The organism is Candidatus Leptovillus gracilis (assembly GCA_016716065.1).
Lineage (GTDB): Bacteria > Chloroflexota > Anaerolineae > Promineifilales > Promineifilaceae > Leptovillus > Leptovillus gracilis.
In genome coordinates this window covers 891342-908854 of record JADJXA010000002.1, presented here as the reverse complement: position 1 = coordinate 908854, position 17513 = coordinate 891342, and the positions used below count along the sequence as shown (strand labels likewise).

The 17513-nt window shown below is 56.5% G+C and carries 16 protein-coding genes; 12 read left to right on the top strand and 4 right to left on the bottom strand.

Features of this window, described 5'->3' with window-relative positions; translation table 11 throughout:
- Window positions 1–5 precede the first annotated feature (5 nt).
- The gene (locus tag IPM39_08335) at window positions 6–779 is read right to left on the bottom strand and encodes an ABC transporter ATP-binding protein (protein ID MBK8986075.1); all 774 of its coding nucleotides are present in this window, start codon (window positions 777–779) and stop codon (window positions 6–8) included.
- Window positions 780–1222: 443 nt separating this feature from the next.
- Between IPM39_08335 and IPM39_08330 the strand changes: the two genes are divergently transcribed.
- The 8 genes from IPM39_08330 to pyrB all read left to right on the top strand — a co-directional run bounded on the left by IPM39_08330 (window position 1223) and on the right by pyrB (window position 10305).
- Entirely contained in the window at window positions 1223–2209 is a 987-nt protein-coding gene (locus IPM39_08330) for an SPFH domain-containing protein (GenBank protein ID MBK8986074.1), read from the top strand.
- Window positions 2206–3105 carry an SPFH/Band 7/PHB domain protein gene (locus tag IPM39_08325; protein MBK8986073.1) on the top strand — a complete coding sequence of 300 codons (900 nt, stop codon included), beginning with the start codon at window positions 2206–2208 and terminating at the stop codon, window positions 3103–3105. Before IPM39_08330 ends, IPM39_08325 begins: the two co-directional genes overlap by 4 nt.
- 211 nt (window positions 3106–3316) lie before the next feature.
- The gene (locus IPM39_08320; protein ID MBK8986072.1) at window positions 3317–4486 is read left to right on the top strand and encodes an FAD-binding oxidoreductase; all 1170 of its coding nucleotides are present in this window, start codon (window positions 3317–3319) and stop codon (window positions 4484–4486) included.
- Window positions 4487–4549: 63 nt separating this feature from the next.
- Window positions 4550–5470: an ATP-binding cassette domain-containing protein gene (locus IPM39_08315; GenBank protein MBK8986071.1), complete on the top strand. Its 921-nt coding sequence runs from the start codon at window positions 4550–4552 to the stop codon at window positions 5468–5470.
- The gene (locus IPM39_08310) at window positions 5463–6671 is read left to right on the top strand and encodes an ABC transporter permease (GenBank protein ID MBK8986070.1); all 1209 of its coding nucleotides are present in this window, start codon (window positions 5463–5465) and stop codon (window positions 6669–6671) included. The genes IPM39_08315 and IPM39_08310 overlap by 8 nt, the downstream gene beginning before the upstream one ends.
- Window positions 6672–6675: 4 nt before the next feature.
- Complete coding sequence (locus IPM39_08305; protein MBK8986069.1) at window positions 6676–7908, top strand: ABC transporter permease; 1233 nt, start codon at window positions 6676–6678, stop codon at window positions 7906–7908.
- A gap of 281 nt (window positions 7909–8189) precedes the next feature.
- Complete coding sequence (locus IPM39_08300; protein ID MBK8986068.1) at window positions 8190–9245, top strand: amidohydrolase family protein; 1056 nt, start codon at window positions 8190–8192, stop codon at window positions 9243–9245.
- Between the two features lie 106 nt (window positions 9246–9351).
- Window positions 9352–10305: an aspartate carbamoyltransferase gene (pyrB, locus tag IPM39_08295; protein ID MBK8986067.1), complete on the top strand. Its 954-nt coding sequence runs from the start codon at window positions 9352–9354 to the stop codon at window positions 10303–10305.
- A gap of 57 nt (window positions 10306–10362) precedes the next feature.
- Here the strand turns inward: pyrB and IPM39_08290 are convergent, their stop codons facing one another.
- Window positions 10363–11715: a nicotinate phosphoribosyltransferase gene (locus tag IPM39_08290; protein MBK8986066.1), complete on the bottom strand. Its 1353-nt coding sequence runs from the start codon at window positions 11713–11715 to the stop codon at window positions 10363–10365.
- A gap of 121 nt (window positions 11716–11836) precedes the next feature.
- Between IPM39_08290 and IPM39_08285 the strand changes: the two genes are divergently transcribed.
- Window positions 11837–12400, top strand: coding sequence for a DUF1997 domain-containing protein (locus IPM39_08285; GenBank protein MBK8986065.1), 564 nt, complete (start codon window positions 11837–11839; stop codon window positions 12398–12400).
- 190 nt (window positions 12401–12590) lie between these two features.
- On the opposite strand, the gene IPM39_08280 is transcribed toward IPM39_08285, so the two are convergent.
- Window positions 12591–13922 carry a GTPase gene (locus IPM39_08280; GenBank protein ID MBK8986064.1) on the bottom strand — a complete coding sequence of 444 codons (1332 nt, stop codon included), beginning with the start codon at window positions 13920–13922 and terminating at the stop codon, window positions 12591–12593.
- A gap of 446 nt (window positions 13923–14368) precedes the next feature.
- Here IPM39_08280 and IPM39_08275 point away from each other — a divergent pair, with 446 nt between their 5' ends.
- From IPM39_08275 to IPM39_08265, 3 genes are read left to right on the top strand one after another with little or no spacing between them, the layout of a single operon-like run.
- Window positions 14369–15283: a tyrosine recombinase gene (locus IPM39_08275; protein ID MBK8986063.1), complete on the top strand. Its 915-nt coding sequence runs from the start codon at window positions 14369–14371 to the stop codon at window positions 15281–15283.
- Between the two features lie 9 nt (window positions 15284–15292).
- A complete protein-coding gene (locus tag IPM39_08270; GenBank protein ID MBK8986062.1) occupies window positions 15293–16132 on the top strand; it encodes a purine-nucleoside phosphorylase in 840 nt (279 codons plus the stop codon).
- A 30-nt stretch (window positions 16133–16162) separates the two neighbouring features.
- Window positions 16163–16954, top strand: a complete 792-nt coding sequence (locus IPM39_08265; GenBank protein MBK8986061.1) for a hypothetical protein — start codon at window positions 16163–16165, stop codon at window positions 16952–16954.
- On the opposite strand, the gene rsmD is transcribed toward IPM39_08265, so the two are convergent.
- Window positions 16948–17505, bottom strand: a complete 558-nt coding sequence (gene rsmD / locus IPM39_08260; protein ID MBK8986060.1) for a 16S rRNA (guanine(966)-N(2))-methyltransferase RsmD — start codon at window positions 17503–17505, stop codon at window positions 16948–16950. The two genes, IPM39_08265 and rsmD, sit on opposite strands and share 7 nt — an antisense overlap.
- Window positions 17506–17513: the final 8 nt, after the last annotated feature.

The window sequence follows — 17513 nt, the reverse complement described above, 5'->3', positions numbered from 1 at the left end:
ACGCCCTACGCCTGTCCCAAATAAGCGTGAATCACTTTTTCATCGCTGCGCACCTGTTCCGGCGCGCCTTCGGCAATTTTGCAGCCGAAATCCAACACCACCACCCGATCAGAAATGTCCATCACCAAGCCCATGTCGTGTTCAATAAGAACGATGGTTGTGCCCTGACGTTCATGAATGTCCAGAATAAACCGGGCCATATCCTCTTTTTCTTCCACATTCATGCCGGCCATCGGCTCGTCCAGCAGCAGTAAATCTGGTTCCAACGCCAGGGCGCGGCCCAATTCCACGCGCTTGCGTAAACCATAAGACAGCGCCCCAACGATGGCTTTGCGGATATGGGCAATTTCCAGAAAATCAATGATCTCTTCGACACGGGCACGATGTTGCACTTCTTCGCGTTGGGCGCGACCCCAATAGATGGTGCTGGCCAGGCTGCTCTGCCGCATGTGGATGTGGCGGGCAGCCATCAGGTTGTCCAGGGTACTCAGACCGGTGTACAAGGCGATGTTTTGGAAGGTTCGGGCAATGCCCAGGGAAGCGATTTGATGGGTAGGGGTTTTGGTGAGGTCCTGGTCGCGGTAGAGGATGCGCCCATTTTGCGGCCGGTAAAAGCCGCTAATACAGTTGAGCATGGAGGTTTTGCCGGCCCCGTTGGGACCAATAATCGCCAGAATTTCTCCCTGGCAAACCGCAAAAGAAACGTCCAACAACGCCGCATTGCCACCAAAGTATAAACTCACGCCGTCAACTGTTAAAAAGGTGTCGCCACGAACCATGCTGCCTCAAATGGGAATAGGGCGAGACGGCCGTATGCCGTTTCACAGGTTTGATAGAGGCCCCGTCTACGTTGGCTCCCCCAGCCACGCAAAGTCGGTTCCCCTGATATATTCAACTATCCTCCGTGTTATTTCACGGTTCTAGAGTTTGAGGTACGGATGTGGGAATAAAAGCTATCATAATTAAACGTATCTGGCAAGACTATTTTGTACAAATTTTGCAATAGTCAAGAATCAATTGAAACGCAAAGAGCATAAAGAACGTACAGAACAAAAGAAAAACTTTGCGCCCATTACGCCTTTGCCATTAATAGTTAGTTACAGCGGGCAGCCAGCACACAAGACCAACATCTCACCCGGACAAAGGGTAGGCGAAATGGCAAAACAAGATAAGATGTAGGCTGATTTGATTATTTACTCAGCAAAAAGGAGAGTGACACGATATGAGTACATTTTGTCCCGGTATCTTGCTCGGCTTCCTCGGCTGGTTTTTCCTGCGCTACGTCATCAACGGATTCTACACTGTAGACCAAAACGAACGCGCCGTTAAAACCCGATTTGGCCGGGCTGTCCGCCTCAGCAAATCCACTACCCTCGATGATCCCATTTCCGAATCTCTGAACGAAAAAGACCGAGAGCGCTACAGCTATCCGCTGGTGCGTGTCATCCCGCCTGGTGGTCCCTACTTTCGCTGGCCCTGGGAAAAAGTCTACAAAGTCTCTGTCGCCACTGAAACCATTAACATGGCCCTGGACCTGGAAACACCTGAAGCCAACCATGCCGGAACTCAGCTAGACGCCGTCACCAAAGATCAACTCAACATTTCGCTCAACGGACAGATTCGGTATCGCCCCTCAGAACGCAATTTGTATGCCTATCTGTTTGGCGTCAAAACCCCCATCGTCCACGTGATGGGCTATTTCATTTCCATATTGCGCCAGCGCATTGCCAGCTTCGAGGCCAAAACAATAGGAATCGCCGAAGACGAGGTGGACATCAGCCTAATGAGCGGCGTGTCCATTAATGATCTGCGCAAGAATCTGAACGAGATCAACAACCACATGGAAATGGAATGCGCCTCGGCTGCCGCCCGCTATGGCGTAGAGCTAGATGCTTCCCTCATCACCGGCATTGAACCGCCCCATGAAGTCGAATCGGCGCTGGCGGCCATCAACACCGCCCACAACGAAGTGTCGTCGGAAATCAGTCTGGCGAAAGCGCAAGCCGACCAAACCATCGTGCAGTCCAAGCGAGCCGTTGAAATCGAGACCTTACGCGCCCAGGCAGAGGTAGAACCGCTTTCCGCCATGGCTGAGCAGCTTCGGGCGATTAAAAGCCATGGGCCGGAAGCGCTGGATGCCTATCTGCGTAACGTGCGGCTGGCGCTTTACGCCCAGGCCAAAAACGTCATTTTGGAGGTGCAAGAATGAACATAGTCACGATCATCGCTACTGCGGCGCTTTTCTTTGTCTTCTTTTTTATTGCTGAGCCGATTGTGCGCTTTTTGCTGCGTCTGTTTGGCGTGTATGCCATTGTGCAGGAAGGAACATGCCACGTTTACGTGTTGTTTGGCAATGTGGTCGCTATTCTGCAAGAGCCAGGTTTACAATGGCTGTGGCTGAAGATGGGGCCAAGCGCGCTGGTGGTCAACTGGTTGGGCACGCGGCGTATTTTGGATATGCGCCTGGACCAACAATATCTGCGCAGCCTGCCGGTTAACTCGGAGGAAGGCGCGCCGATGGGCATTGGCGTATGGTACGAGATGCAAATCAGCGATCCGGTGGCTTATTTGTTCAAGAACACGGATCCGCGTGGATCGCTGTCGGCCAATGTCAGCAATGCCAGCGTGCGCACGTTAAGCAACATGCCCCTGGAGGATATGCTGGAAACGCGGCACATCATGAGCCGCACCGTGCGGGCAGAAGTATCGCCCAAATCGGAAGAATGGGGCTACCGGTTGGGGTCGGTGTATATCCGCAAGGTTCATTTTCGGGATCGGGGCATGACCCGGCAAATTGAGGAAAAGGTGGTCAACCGCTTGCGACAGGTGACGTCGGCCATCCGGCAGGATGGCGCCAACCGGGTGAGCATCATCACCAACTCGGCCGAGCGCCGGGCGGCGATTGAGTTTGCCCAGGCCCAGGCCATGCGGCCCAAAATTGTTGGCGAAGCCCTGAAGCAGATCACCACCGACCCAGACGTGGCCGAGGCTATGTTTGATATTCTGGAGATCGAAAATATCTTGAAGGGTGACACCAAAATCACCCTGCTGCCCAAAGGCCAGGAACTAATGACGCAGTTGTTGGGCGCGGAATCAGTTCAGTAATTGAGTCTCCTGAAAAAAGCCTTTTTAACCGCGGAGAGCGCGGAGTTTTCCTCTGGAGATTTCAGCTCTCCGCGTCCTCCGCGCCCTCCGCGGTTAGTTTTTTTCAGCAGGCTCAGTAATTGGAGTGGAGCATGGTTGGGTGGTTGATACAGTAGCTAACCAACTAACCATGCTCTGACAAACCAACCAACTTTCTTCTGGGGTCTGAGTTATGGATCAACATGCAGATGTGATCATCATTGGCGGTGGTATTCATGGGGCCAGTCTAGCGTTCCATTTAACGCGATTGGGCGTGAAGCCATTGGTGTTGGAACGGTATTTCATCGCTTCCGGGGCGACGGGACGGTCCAGCGGCCTGGTGCGGATGCACTATGACCTGGAACCGGAATCGCGGCTGGCCTGGGCGTCGTTTGCTTATTTTCGTCATTGGGCGGAAATGGTGGGCGGCGAGTGTGGCTTTACGCGCACCGGTTTTGTGCAAATTGTCGCGCCAGAGTACAGCGAGCAACTGCGCGCCAATGTGGTGATGCACCAGGAAATTGGCATTCCGTCCTTCCTGGTGACGCCAGATGACGTGGCGCGGCTGGCGCCATCGTTTGTAACGCATGATTTTGACGCCGCCGCCTATGAGCCGGAATCGGGGTACGCGGACCCATCGGCGACGGTGAACAGCCTGTTAACGGCCGCGCGTCAGCGAGGGGCTGTGTTGGTGCAAGAATGCCAGGTAACGGCCGTTCACACCACCGCCAGCCGCATCACTGGCGTGCAGACCAACAAGGGCGACTTCCATGCCCCCATCGTCGTCAACGCCGCCGGTCCCTGGGCCAAACAGGTCGGCGACATGGTCGGCCTGAACCTGCCCATAGATACCTGGCGGCACGACACCCTGTTCATTCGCCGCCCGGCGGCCATCGGTCCCAGCCACCCGACGGTGATTGACATGGCTAATTCGCTCTATTTCCGGCCGGAAACCGGCGGCCTGACCCTGGTAGGGCTGGAAGACAACAACCCCATTGGCCTGTCGCCCGACGGTGACGCCGACCACGCCGCGCCGGGGTTTGTGGCGCGGGCGGTGGAACGCATTTGCCGCCGCGTGCCCCTGATGGAGCAGGGATCGCTGCACAGCGCCCACAGCGGCTTCGATGGCCTGACCACCGACCAACGCGCCATTTTGGGCGCAGCCGGCCCCGAAGGCTTTTATCTGGCCTGCGGGTTTAGCGGTACCGGCTTCAAAATTGGCCCGGCTGTGGGTGCGTGTATGGCCGAATTGATTGTGGAGGGGGCGGCGCGGACGGTAGACATTACGCCGTTCAATCTGGCCCGGTTTACGTCGGGTCAACTACTAAAGGGTGACCATGCGTATGCGGACGTCTGGCATTAGCAGCCGTATTCGGTAATCTGAAATCCGTATTCGGTGTTCATAGACGGCCGTTTGGAATTGATGATGTCAACTGTATCTATTTCTTCTATTCGTAAAAACTTTGGCCGCGTCGAGGCGGTGAAAGATGTTTCCTTTGAGGTGTACCCTGGCGAGATATTTGGTTTGTTAGGACCCAATGGCGCCGGCAAAACCACCACCATTCGCATGATGCTGGATATTTTTAAGCCGGATGCCGGGCAAATACTGGTGTTCGACGGCCGTATTGATGAAGCCCAGAAGCAGCGCATCGGTTATATGCCCGAAGAGCGCGGCCTGTACAAAGACCTGCCCCTGGAGCAAACTCTGGTCTTCCTGGCGACATTAAAAGGGCTGAGCGAAAGTGAAGCCAAACAGCGACTGGAAGGCTGGCTGAAGCGGTTGGACCTGTACGACCACCGGCAAAAAAAAGTCCAGGAACTCAGCAAAGGGATGCAGCAAAAGGCGCAGCTCATCGCCACGCTGCTGCACGAACCAGATCTAATCGTGGTGGACGAGCCATTTTCGGGCCTGGACCCGGTGAATACCCGCCTGGTGAAAGATATTATTGAAGAGCAGCGGCAGGCGGGCAAAACCATCATTATGTCTACACACCAGATGTACCAGGTGGAGGCGCTGTGCAACCGGATTGTGCTGATTGATAACGGGCGTACCGTCCTCTACGGCGAAGTGAGCAAAATCAAACGGGAGTTCTCCGGCAACGCCATCCTGCTGGAAGGGCAGGGCGACTTCGACGCTGTGCCTGGCGTGCTGGAAGCGCGCCGCCAAAATGGCGCCTGGCATCTGGCTCTGGGTGGCGGCGTCAACCCGCAAGACGTTTTTCGCCATCTGGCTGTGCAAGAAAACATAATGGTGGAACGTTTTGAAATCGCCGAGCCATCCCTGGATGACATTTTTGTGCGGGTGGTACAGGAAGGCAAAGAGGCCAGGGAGGCGGGTAATGCGTAACTTCTGGCTGTTAGCCCGTCATGAATACCGCAAACTGGTAGGCAAACGCAGCTTTCTGGTGGGCACGCTGGGCTTTCCCTTGATTCTGGTAACGGTGATGACCCTCAGCATCGTCATTGCCGTGCGCGGTGAACAGAACCAACCAATGGGTTACGTGGACCATGCGGGCATCATAGACCCGACCCTTGCGCCGCTGACCGCCCAGGGAGAAGAATTGTTGGCGCTGCGGCCGTTTTCCAATGAAACGGCCGTGTCCCAGGCCCTCCGCAGCCAGGAAATCCAGGTGGCCTTTATCATCCCCGCCAACTATCCACAAAACCTGGTGATAGATGTGATCACCTGGCAAGACCCGCCCAGCAACCGCGCCTACCGCGACTTCAACCGCTACCTGCGCGCCAATCTGGCCGCCGACTACCCGACAGACCTGCAAACCCGTCTGATCAGTGGAACCAGCCTCATCGTGCGCGCCGCCGATGGCAGCCGCGAATTCAACGAGCGCAACATCTTCAGCTTTTTTATACCCTTCATCGCCGCCTTCTTTTTCATCTTTGTGGTCATGAGTTCATCCGGCTATCTGCTCCAGGTGGTGACCGACGAGAAAGAAAACCGCACCATCGAAATCATGATGACCACCGTCTCCCCCGGCCAATTGATCGGTGGCAAAGCCCTGGGACTGCTGGCCGTCTCGCTGACCCAGGTGTTGATTTGGGCAGCAACCGGCGTCGCCGCCATTGTCATCGGCGCATCCTTCTTTGACAGTTTGCGCTATGTCAGCGTGCCCTGGTCGCTGCTGTTGGTGGTGGCGTTGTTTTTCGTTCCCGCCTTCGCCTTCATCGCCGGCCTCATGACGGCCATCGGCAGCGCTGTCAGCGAAGTGACCCAGGCGCAGCAGATTGCCGGGGTGCTGAATCTGCTGTTTTTGCTGCCCTTTTTCTTCATGGTCCTATTCATCAGCAATCCCAACAGCCCCATCCTGGTTTTTATGACCTTTTTCCCCACTACGTCGTTTATCACTGTGCTGCTGCGGTGGGGGATGAGCACCATTCCTACCTGGCAGCTGCTCCTTAGCTGGCTGCTGCTAACCGGATCGGCCGTGTTGAGCATCTGGGTAGCAGCGCGCATTTTCCACATGGGCATGCTGCGTTACGGGCAAAGCCTGTCGCTGCAAGATGTGGCTGCGGCCGTGCGCCCCAGGAGTTAACCTCATGCGCAAAATCCTTATCGTCATCAAATACGAGATTGTCACCACCCTGCAAAAGCGCTCTTTTTGGGTTATGACGTTTTTGTTTCCGGGGCTGATCATCGTTTTTAATCTGGGCATACAGGTGATGGCCCAGAATACCTTTGAGCAAGAAGACCTCCAGGGCATTCTAAGCGACATAACCACACAGCCCGAAACCACCGCCTATGTGGACCAGGCCGGCCTGCTGCGCCGTCTGCCAGCTTCGCTGCCGGCCGAGACGCTGCACGGCTTTGCCAGCGAAGCCGATGCCCGCGCCGCTCTTGCTGCCGGGCAGTTTGACTATTTCTTCCTGGTGCCGGCCGATTATGTCAGCCAGGGGGACTTGATCCTCATCACCAAAGATTTTCGGCCGTTAAACACGCCTAACGCCGAACTGCTGACCTTTGTGCTGACCTACAACCTGACCGGCGACGAGGCAACGGCCGTTGCCCTGCTAGACCCAACAACGGCCGTGCAGCCCCACGCCCTCGCCCCCCCAACCGACAATGACCAGAGCAACCCACTGACCTTTTTTGTCCCCTTTGCCACCATGTTCATCTTCTTCTTCCTCATCAGCATGAGCAGCGGCTTCATGCTGCAAAGCGTGACCCGCGAAAAAGAAAACCGCACCGTCGAAGTGCTGCTGCTCAGCTTACAGCCGCGTGAACTGATGTTGGGCAAAGTGTTGGGTCTCAGCGTCGTCGCCCTGATCCAGATGGCCGTCTGGCTGGGTGGCAGTCTATTGGTCCTCAACCGCACCCAGTCTGTATTCGCCTCCGTCAGCGCCTTTACCCTGCCGCCTGGTTTTGTCGCCTGGGCCTTGTTGTATTTTGCTCTGGGCTACTTGTTGTATGCCTCGCTGATGGGCGCGATCGGCGCGTTGGCCCCCAACGCCCGCGAAGGCGGCCAGTTCACCTTCTTTGTTCTGCTGCCGCTGCTCATCCCCCTGTGGCTTAATGCGCCGCTCATCCAATCGCCCCATGGCCCGCTGTCCACCGCGCTAAGCCTCTTCCCCCTCACCGCGCCCACCGCCATGATGACGCGCATGGCCTCTGGCGGTGTGCCCACCTGGCAGCTATTGACCAGTCTGGGCGGCCTGGCCCTCACCACCTACCTGTTTGTCAGCCTGGCCGCGCGCTTCTTCCGCGCCGACACCTTGCTGTCGGCCGCGCCGCTAAAATGGCAGCATTTCTTCACCCAACTGCGCCAGAGCTGACAGGTTCAAGAAAACCTGTCGGGTCTCAAGATTTTTTGGCAAATTGCCGCGCTTATGCTAACATACTTTCCCGGTGTGTAATCTTGGCGTAAGGAGAAATTAGCAATATGCCCAAATTCACCTGGGAGTGGCACAACAAAATAATCCGTTTGCTAATGCCAAATCTGGGCAATCCATAGCCTGATCCTTTTAGGGATCGGGCTTTTTTTTTGCCTGGGAGGAAATCAATCAGACGAATAGTCGGCTCCAAATCAACCGGCTAACCAACTGCAGGACTAACCATGACTACAATCACTTTGCCCGGATTGATTGACGTTCATACCCATTTGCGCGTGCCTGGCGGGGAACACAAGGAAGACTTCGCCAGCGGCACAGCCGCAGCCCTGGCCGGCGGCGTGACGATGATTTTGGGCATGCCCAATACCAATCCACCCCTGACAACGCCGGAAGTGCTGCGGGCCACCCGCCAACAGGCACAGGCCGACATCCGCTGCGACGTGGGCCTGTATGCCGGGGCCAGCGCCGAAGACGTGGCCCATCTACCGGCGCTGGCCGAATACGCGGTAGCCCTGAAAATCTATCTCAACGACACTTTTGGCAAGCTGCGCGTCGAAGATCTGCCAACGCTGGCGGCCTGCTTCAAAAGCTGGCCGCGCCACAAACCCATCGCCCTGCACGCCGAAAAACAGAGCGTGGCGGTGAGCATTGGGCTGGCGGCGACGTATAACCGTCCGGTCCACATTGTCCATGTCAGCCGCCGGGAGGAGATTGAGCTGATTGCCGACGCCAAAGCGCAGGGGCTGCCGGTGACCTGTGAAGTAGCGCCCCACCACCTGTTTATGGACCAGTCGGACGCGGCGCGGCTGGGGCCGCTGGGTGATATGCGGCCGGTGTTAGGCACGCCAGACGACGTGGCGGCGCTGTGGGCGCATATCAACAGCACAGTAGACTGCATCGCCACCGACCATGCGCCACACACGCTGGCGGAGAAACATTCGGCGGCGCCGCCGCCGGGGGTATCGGGCCTGGAGACGTCGCTGGGGCTGATGGTAACGGCCGTTACCCACAACCGTCTCTCCCTCGCCCGCCTCATCGAACTGATGCACAGCAATCCGCGCCGCATTTACAACCTGCCAGAGCAGCCAGACACCCACATCGAAGTGGACATGACCCCCACCACCATCCGCAATGAAACCCTGTTCACCAAATGTGGCTGGACCCCTTTCAATGGCGTAGAGGTAGCCGGAAAAGTAAGCCGCGTGGTGTTACGCGGCGAGGTGGTGTTTGAAAACGGCCGTGTTCTAGCAAAACCGGGGAACGGCCGTTTCTTAACCTGATCCGTTCCCAATTCACACTTCACAATTCAAAATTCACAATTCACAATTTTTAAAAGGAGACCCCATGACCATTCAAGAATTACCCTCCCTCTTCAACCTGGACGAGATGACGCAAAAGGTTGCCAACGCCAACCCGCTGCTCGGCCAGGACATTTTGTCGGTAGACCAGTTCGACCGCGACGCTCTGTCCTTTATTTTTCAGCGGGCGCGGGAAATGCGCGAGATGGTCCAGCGCGTCGGCGGCGCCGATCTGCTGAAAGGCTACGTGCTGGCCTGCCTGTTCTACGAACCCTCCACACGCACCAGTTCGTCGTTTATTGCGGCGATGGAACGGCTTGGCGGCAGCGTCATCCCCATCACCCAGGGCGTGCAGTTTAGCTCGGTGAGCAAGGGCGAAACCCTGGCCGACACGGTGCGCACGTTGGAGCAATACGCCGACGCCATTGTGCTGCGCCACCCGGAAATCGGTTCGGCCAAGCTGGCCGCCGATTATGCCAGCGTGCCGGTGCTAAACGCCGGCGACGGCCCCGGCGAACATCCGACCCAGGCGCTGCTGGACCTGTTTACCATCCGCGAAGAGTTGGGGCGGGTAGATGGCCTGAAAGTGGCGATGGTGGGCGATTTAAGATACGGCCGTACCGTGCAATCCCTCACCAAACTGCTGCTGCACTTCGACGTCAGCCTGCGCTTTGTCTCGCCAGAAATTCTGCGCCTGCCGCTGACCACCATGAACCATGTGATTGACGCCGGCGTCAACGTGCGCGAGACCCACGACGTGGCCGACGTCATCGAAAACGCCGACGTGCTGTATGTGACCCGCGTGCAAAAAGAGCGCTTCTCCGACCTGGCGCAGTACGAGGAAGTGAAAAACTACTATGAGATCACCCCAGAATTGATGGAAAAGGCGAAAGAAAAAATGGTGGTGATGCACCCGCTGCCGCGGGTGGGAGAAATTCATTACTCGGTGGACAAAGACCCACGCGCCGCCTACTTCCGCCAGGTGCAGAATGGCATGTACATCCGCATGGCGTTGTTAGCAGCCGTATTAGGCCGGGCGTAGACTCGGTTTTTACTGGAGTCTGGCGGCGTTATTGTCGCCAGGCTCCAGCAAATCACATTACAGCCCGGCCAAATCCACCGGTTCCAGTTCCGGGTTGTCGGCCGGGGCGCGGCCAATTTTAGCCATATCCACCCAACGGCCGTCTATCTTCACCCGAACCACATCGGCCGTAAAATCGTTGTTGGTTTCCTTGTCGTTAGACAGCAGCGACGACCCAACACCATAGATGTCTACCGGCACGTTAAGCTGCTCAAAGCGGGTGATTTTTTGCGGGTTAAAACCGCCGGTCGCCACAATTTTTACGTCGCGGCAGTAGCGCCGGGCCATTTGTACCTGCTCCGGACGCAAATCCCAGGATTCCCAGGCCGCGTCCAACGCCTGGCGCACGTTAAACACCAACCGGGGCGTCACGCCCAGGTCCAATGCCGGGTCGCCCAGCGGCGGCACGCACACGTCGCGCAGCGTGCCGCCGGTGTCCAGGCGCACGCCGTACAGCACGTAACGCTGCGCTTCCTCGCTGCGCCCTTCGGCCAGCAAATCGGCGCACCGGGCAAACATGGCGGCCATCACGCGCAGGCTGTCGCTGATGGAGTCGTTGTTGAAGTCCACCAGGGCAATGCGGGGAATTTCCGGCGGAACGTGTTCGGCGAAAGCCATCATGGTAGCGGCGGTGTCGCTGAGGAAGCAGGCGATGGCCGCGTGGGCCACCGTGCCACCGCCAGCGCCACCCCACCAATCACCCTGGGCATCGGTGGAGACAAAAGAGCGCAAGGCGCCGGCGAAGTCGTGGTTGAAGCGGGCGACAGCGATGTCGTAGGCGTAACCGTCGGCAGCCTGGACTTCGTGCAGGTCGAAGCGAGCGGGGAAAAAAAGGACCGGCTTACCCTTGGCGGCGCGCAGGGTTTTGTAGACGTTGGTGGCGATGCGGCTGCCCCGGCTGAGGATGCCGAGCATGGGAGTTTCCAGGAGGGCAAAATCACGGTAACGGCCGTGTACGCGAATAACCGGCTGCACATGCAGCGGGTCGCCGTGGTATTCGGTGATGGCGCCATCATGAACGGCCGTAACCGCCAGATTTTGCCACGTCTCCACCCACGCGCCGCTCTCGTCAAAATAACCGGTACAGTGGCGCAGCATTGCCAACGCCTTGTCCACACCCACGATCACCGTTTTGCCGGCGCGACGGGTGAAAAACTGCATCTCCACTTCAATGTCGCCGACGTTCAGGCCGGTTGCGTCCACGCCTACGTCACGCGCATACTGCCCCTGGAAGCCATTCGCCTGGCTGACGCCGCGCAGCATTGCCAAAATGTTGGCGAAGTATTGATCAGAATACCAGCCGCGGCGCATTCGCTCCACGTCTAGCTTAAACACCTCATTGGTCAACCGCTCGCCGTTAAATAAGCTCATAAAGTATTAACCTCCAACCGGAATGCGGTGCATCATTTTCTTATGCTCATTAGCCAGAATATGCTATCATAGCAAACGGTAGCTATCCCATCACACGTCCTGGAGAGTCAAGCTAACGCGCATGATCAAAATCGCCGCTTCTGCCCGTTTTTCTTTTATATTCCCTGCTGATCGTGTCACCACATACGAATTTTATAGCGACATTAACCGTCTGGTCAGATATCTGCAACATATTGACCTGGTGGATTCTAGCGCGGAGCATCAATATCGTCTGTATTACAGCACGGTTGAATTGGGTACTTACCACATTCACGTCTACGCCGACGTGCGTTTGGACCTGGTACCGGGCCACCACACCATGCGCATGGTCCCGATTGAAAACCTGCCGCCCATCGAAACAGAAGTCACTTTCAACTCGACCAAAACGCGCGGTTATTACAGCAGTGAAGCCTTTTTTCATGATGAAGGCGACCAGACCCGCGTGGAGTATTTGCTGAAAATGCAAGCCAAGCCACCGCGCCCCAAAGGAATGCGCTTCATGCCCGGCACGCTGGTGGATAAAATCGCCAACAACATCACCAACAATCGAATGCGAGAGATCGCCGAATATTTCATTGAAAGCTCGGTAGCCGATTACCCTAACTGGCTGGACGAGAAGGCTGCGCCGGCCGGTGATGATGCCTGATGGCCGGGAGACGGCCGTCACCCGGCCTCATACACTCCCCATCTCATCATCAATCCTTATAAGCCCACATCTCTAAAAAACGGGCACGGCAAGCATTACCGGAGCAGCTGCCTTGCCGCCTCCCGACGGCTGAAACGGCGGGAGAACAAAAGGCCAGACAGGTTTTTAAGACCTGTCTGGCCTGCTGCTTCTATTGCGCAAATTTTTGCCGCAGCACGTCAGTCAGAGTGGGCTGGCCGATCTCTTGCAATTCGTAGCGCACCCGCTGGTTGGGCAGTTGAATGTCAATCAGTTTTGCCAGGTCTATGGGGGTGGCGATAATGACCATATCGGCCGGGACTCGGTTGATGGTTTCGGCTAAATCGGCCATTTGTTCACGGCCGTAGCCCATGGCCGGCAGCACTGCGCCGGTAGATGGATATTTGGCATACGTCTCGGCGATGGTGCGCACGGCATAAGGGTGCGGGTCAATAATCTCGGCCGCATCAAAATACTGCGCCGCCACCACGCCCGCGCCATAGGCCATTTCGCCATGCGTCAGGGTGGGACCATCTTCAACCACCAGCACTTTTTTGCCCCGAATGGCTGCCGGGTCGTCTACAAAAATAGGCGAGGCGGCTTTGACGATAACGGCCGTTGGATTCACCCGCCGAATGTTTTGCTGGACGATCACCACATTGGCGTTATCGGCCGTGTCCACCTTGTTAATAACCACCACATCGGCCATGCGCAGGTTCGTCTCGCCAGGATGGTAACGCAGTTCGTGCCCCGGCCGGTGCGGGTCTGTCACCACAATGTGCAGGTCTGGCTTGTAAAACGGCACGTCGTTATTGCCACCATCCCAAATGATCACATCCGCTTCCTGCTCCGCCTGGCGCAGAATCGCTTCATAGTCCACCCCGGCATAAATCACCGCGCCCCGCTCTACGTAGGGTTCATACTCCTCGCGTTCTTCGATGGTGCATTCGTGCCGGTCCATGTCTTCATAGCTGGCGAAACGCTGCACCGCCTGCGCCGCCAGATTGCCATAAGGCATGGGATGGCGCACAGCGACGACGCGCTCAAACCCCAATTCGTTCTGTAAAATTTGCAGCACCCGGCGCGAGGTCTGGCTCTTGCCACAGCCGGTGCGCACCGCCCCCACCGACACCACCGGCTTGCTGGAACGGATCATCGTCTGCGCCGGGCTGAGGAAACGGAAGCCGGCGCCGGCCGCCAATACCCGTGAAGCCAGGTGCATCACATATTCATGGGACACATCTGAATAGGAAAAGAGTACTTCGTCTACCTGCTCGCGGCGAATCAGTTCGGTCAGTTCGCTTTCCGGTTCAATGGGGATGCCTTCGGGATACAGTTCACCGGACAGTTCTGGGGGGTAGCGACGGCCGTCTATATTCGGAATTTGGGTGGCGGTAAACGCGACTACACGATAATTCGGATCATGGCGAAAGGTCGTATTAAAGTCATGGAAATCGCGCCCGGCCGCGCCGGCGATAATAACACGTCGTGCATTTAAACTCATGGGATAAAAGTCTCCTGGTAAAGTGGGATTTTGGGGATTGCGGATGATTCATCACCCGACAAGTAGATCATAACAGCATTTCCCTGTTTTGCCAGATTCTTACTGTTAGCCCTGTTTGAGCGCCGGTCAGGACAAAATAGAGGTTCCGCTAATTCGTATAGGCCGGAAAAACCGCCAAAACAATGGATTATGTTGATTCATATTTGATCTTATGAAAAGTAATGCTATAATGCTTTTACGTTTAACTTACATAATCTTTTAACACCTTTAGCACAACGACCTTTCCGCCAACGGTCGTTCAGACCCAAGACCAGACTACATGATGCATAGGTCTTCGTAACACCCCATTTTGCTATTCTGTCAACAAGAGCGCGTACAGGGAAACTTCAAGAGCGTTTGTTGGCTATACGCAAAATGAGTCTTTAGGCCGATAGGAGCGGTTGGCGATGGAAGAGCAATTACAAGCCTTTCTGGACTTTCTACAATACGAATACAAATATTCAAGTAACACCACAGCGGCTTATCGCAACGACCTGGGTCAATTTATGTCATTTCTGAGCCGCAGCTACCCTGGGGTGACCAACTGGAGCGATGTGACCGTCGCCATTGTGGACAGTTACGTAGACTCTATGAAAGAGCAGCCCTATGCGTCTTCGTCGGTGGCGCGTAAAGTGGCGGCCGTTAAATCATTTTTTAATCATCTGTTTTCCCGCAGCGTGATTCATGAAAATCCAACGACCAACATAGATTCGCCAAAAGTAAAAAAGCGGCTGCCTAAAACCCTGAGCGCCGAGGATATTGAAAAGCTGCTGCAAGCGCCAAAACAGAAAAAACCAACGCCCAAACAACTGCGCGACATGGCGCTTCTGACAATGCTTTATAACACCGGAATGCGGGTGACGGAAGTGGTGTCGCTGACATTGGATGACGTGGACCTGGTGGATGATGTGCTGATTTGTCAGGGTAAAGACGAAACTTCCCGCGAACTCCCGTTGGATGAAGAGACCAAAGAGACGGTGGTGAACTACCTGGAAAACGGCCGTCAATATCTGGTAAAAAACAAAGATGAAGCGGCCTTGTTCCTCAACCATCGCGGCCAGCAGCTTACCCGGCAGGGGCTGTGGCTGATTATCAAAGCGTATGCCAAAAAAGCAAAACTCAGCGGTGAAGTGACGCCCCACACGCTGCGCCACAGCTTCGCCGCGCACAAATTGGATGGCGGCTCCAATCTCCAGGAAGTCCAACGACTGCTGGGACACGCCAATATCTCCACGACGCAGATTTACACACAGGTAAAAAGTGAGGACGAAGATGACCTGGAAGCCTCACCCGATTTTGCGCCAACAGACCTGCACTCATAAAAACCAATGATGACACACCCCCCCGAGCTTGACCTGCAAACGGCCGTTGCCACCATTCGCGCCCGCACCCAATATACCCCTAAAATCGGCCTGGTTCTTGGTTCTGGCCTCAGCGGCCTGGCCGACGCCGTGCAAAACGCCGACATCATCCCCTATGAAGAAATTCCCAACTGGCCCGCTTCCACCGTCATTGGGCACAGCGGGCGGCTGGTCATCGGCCAGTTGCAAGGGCAAACTGTCCTGGTGCAGCAAGGACGCGCCCACTTTTACGAAGGGTATTCGCAGGCGCAGGTTGTCTTCCCGGTGCGGGTGATGCGGGCCATGGGCATTCACACGCTCATTGTCACCAACGCTGCCGGGGGCATCAATCGCCGCTTCACACCAGGCGATTTGATGCTGATCACGGACCATCTGAACTTTGTCGGCATGGCCGGCAGCAACCCACTGCGCGGCCCCAACGATGAACAGGTTGGCCCCCGCTTCCCCGACCTGACCCAGGCATATGACCCCACTCTACGGCAAATGGCGCGGGCTACGGCCGTTGCCCAGGGACTAACCCTGCAAGAGGGCGTCTACGCTTATGTTGCCGGTCCCAGTTTTGAAACACCGGCCGAACTGCGTTTTTTGCACGCGGCCGGCGCGGACGCCGTCGGCATGTCTACCGTCCCCGAAGTGATTGTGGCGAAACATGGTGGGATGCGCGTATTGGGCATTTCCTCCATCACCAACAAAGCGATTCTGGACCCAACTCCAGAGGCGATGGTCTCCCATGAAGAGGTTCTGGAAACGGGCAAGCTGATAGTCCCCCGCCTGACCCAACTCCTCTACGGCATCCTGCCCCAGTTGTGACAATAACAAAGCCAGATACAATGGGGGGTGATGGAACGAGTCTACGTCTTCATCCTGCGCAATGACGTCTGGATATATATCCTCGTTGTATTGGGGCTGTTTTGGTATGGCAGCCAATACTTGCAGGCCCGGCGCAAATTACAGCAGGCCATGTTTGGCCTGGAACGAGAGCGCGGCAGCCAGATGCGCAACACAGCCATTTTTTTTCTGCTGTTCTTCTTCGGTTTGGGCGGAATCGTCTATTATGTCAATACCAGCATCGCCCCCACCCTGCCAGCGTCACTGCTGAAGCCGCCCACCCCCACGCCCAACATTTTCGCCACGCCGCTTTCATCGCCTACGCCGCTGGGCACGGCCGAAATTCGCCCACCAGAACCAACACCAGCCCTGGTTCCTACCATTACATTAGCCAGCCAACCAGGCGGCCTGACCGTCAGCGAAGCGGAAGCCACGGCGCGCCCCAATGCGCCTCCCACCCCCAGCGGGCCAACACCGACCCCCTTTGTAGATTGCACAGTCAATTTGAACATCCGTGAGCCGGCCAATGGCTCGGTTGTTTCCGGGTTGATCAACTTCACCGGCACGGCGGCCACGCCAAATTTTGGCTTCTATAAGCTGGAAGCCAATGGCCCAGAAACGGCCGGTTCCTGGGCGTCGCTGCTAGGGCGCACGGTAGACCGACCGGTGCGGGACGGATTCTTGGGCAATGTGAATTTGAGTGAATGGAGCGGCGGACCGTATCTGCTGCGGTTAACGGCCGTAGACATCAACGGCAGCGAGACAGGCCAATGTGTGATTCAGGTGACGCTGGACAATCAGTAAACAACCAGCTCGAAAAACAATAATTGGGTGTTGCCGTAGACACGCTGATCCGCCAGGGCCAAGTTGTGCAGCGACAATTCCTTGTACTCTTTGGGGTCTATTTGCACGACGACAAGGCCATCGGAGGATAAGAAGGTAGACGGCCGTTCGTCCAACAGCGCCAACACCTCCAGCCACAGCCCAAGATACTGCGGCGGGGCGACGTAGATCAGGTCGTAGGGCGCAAAGCTGCTTTGCCGCAGATAAGCAAACGCATCAGACTGGAGAACCTTCGCTCCGGCAGACAGCCCGGTACTTGCCAGATTGGCCTGAATCGTCTGAATCGCCGGCCGCACCTTGTCTACAAAGACAACGGCCGTTGCCCCCCGACTCAACGCCTCGATGCCCACCTGCCCCGTCCCGGCGAACAAATCCAGCCAACGCGCACCCACCACATCCTGGCCCAAGATGTTGAACAGGTTTTCCTTCACGCTGTCCATAATCGGCCGGGTGGTATCACCGGGAACCCGCTTCAGTTTTCGACCCCGCGCCTGACCGCTGATGACACGCATCGGAGAAG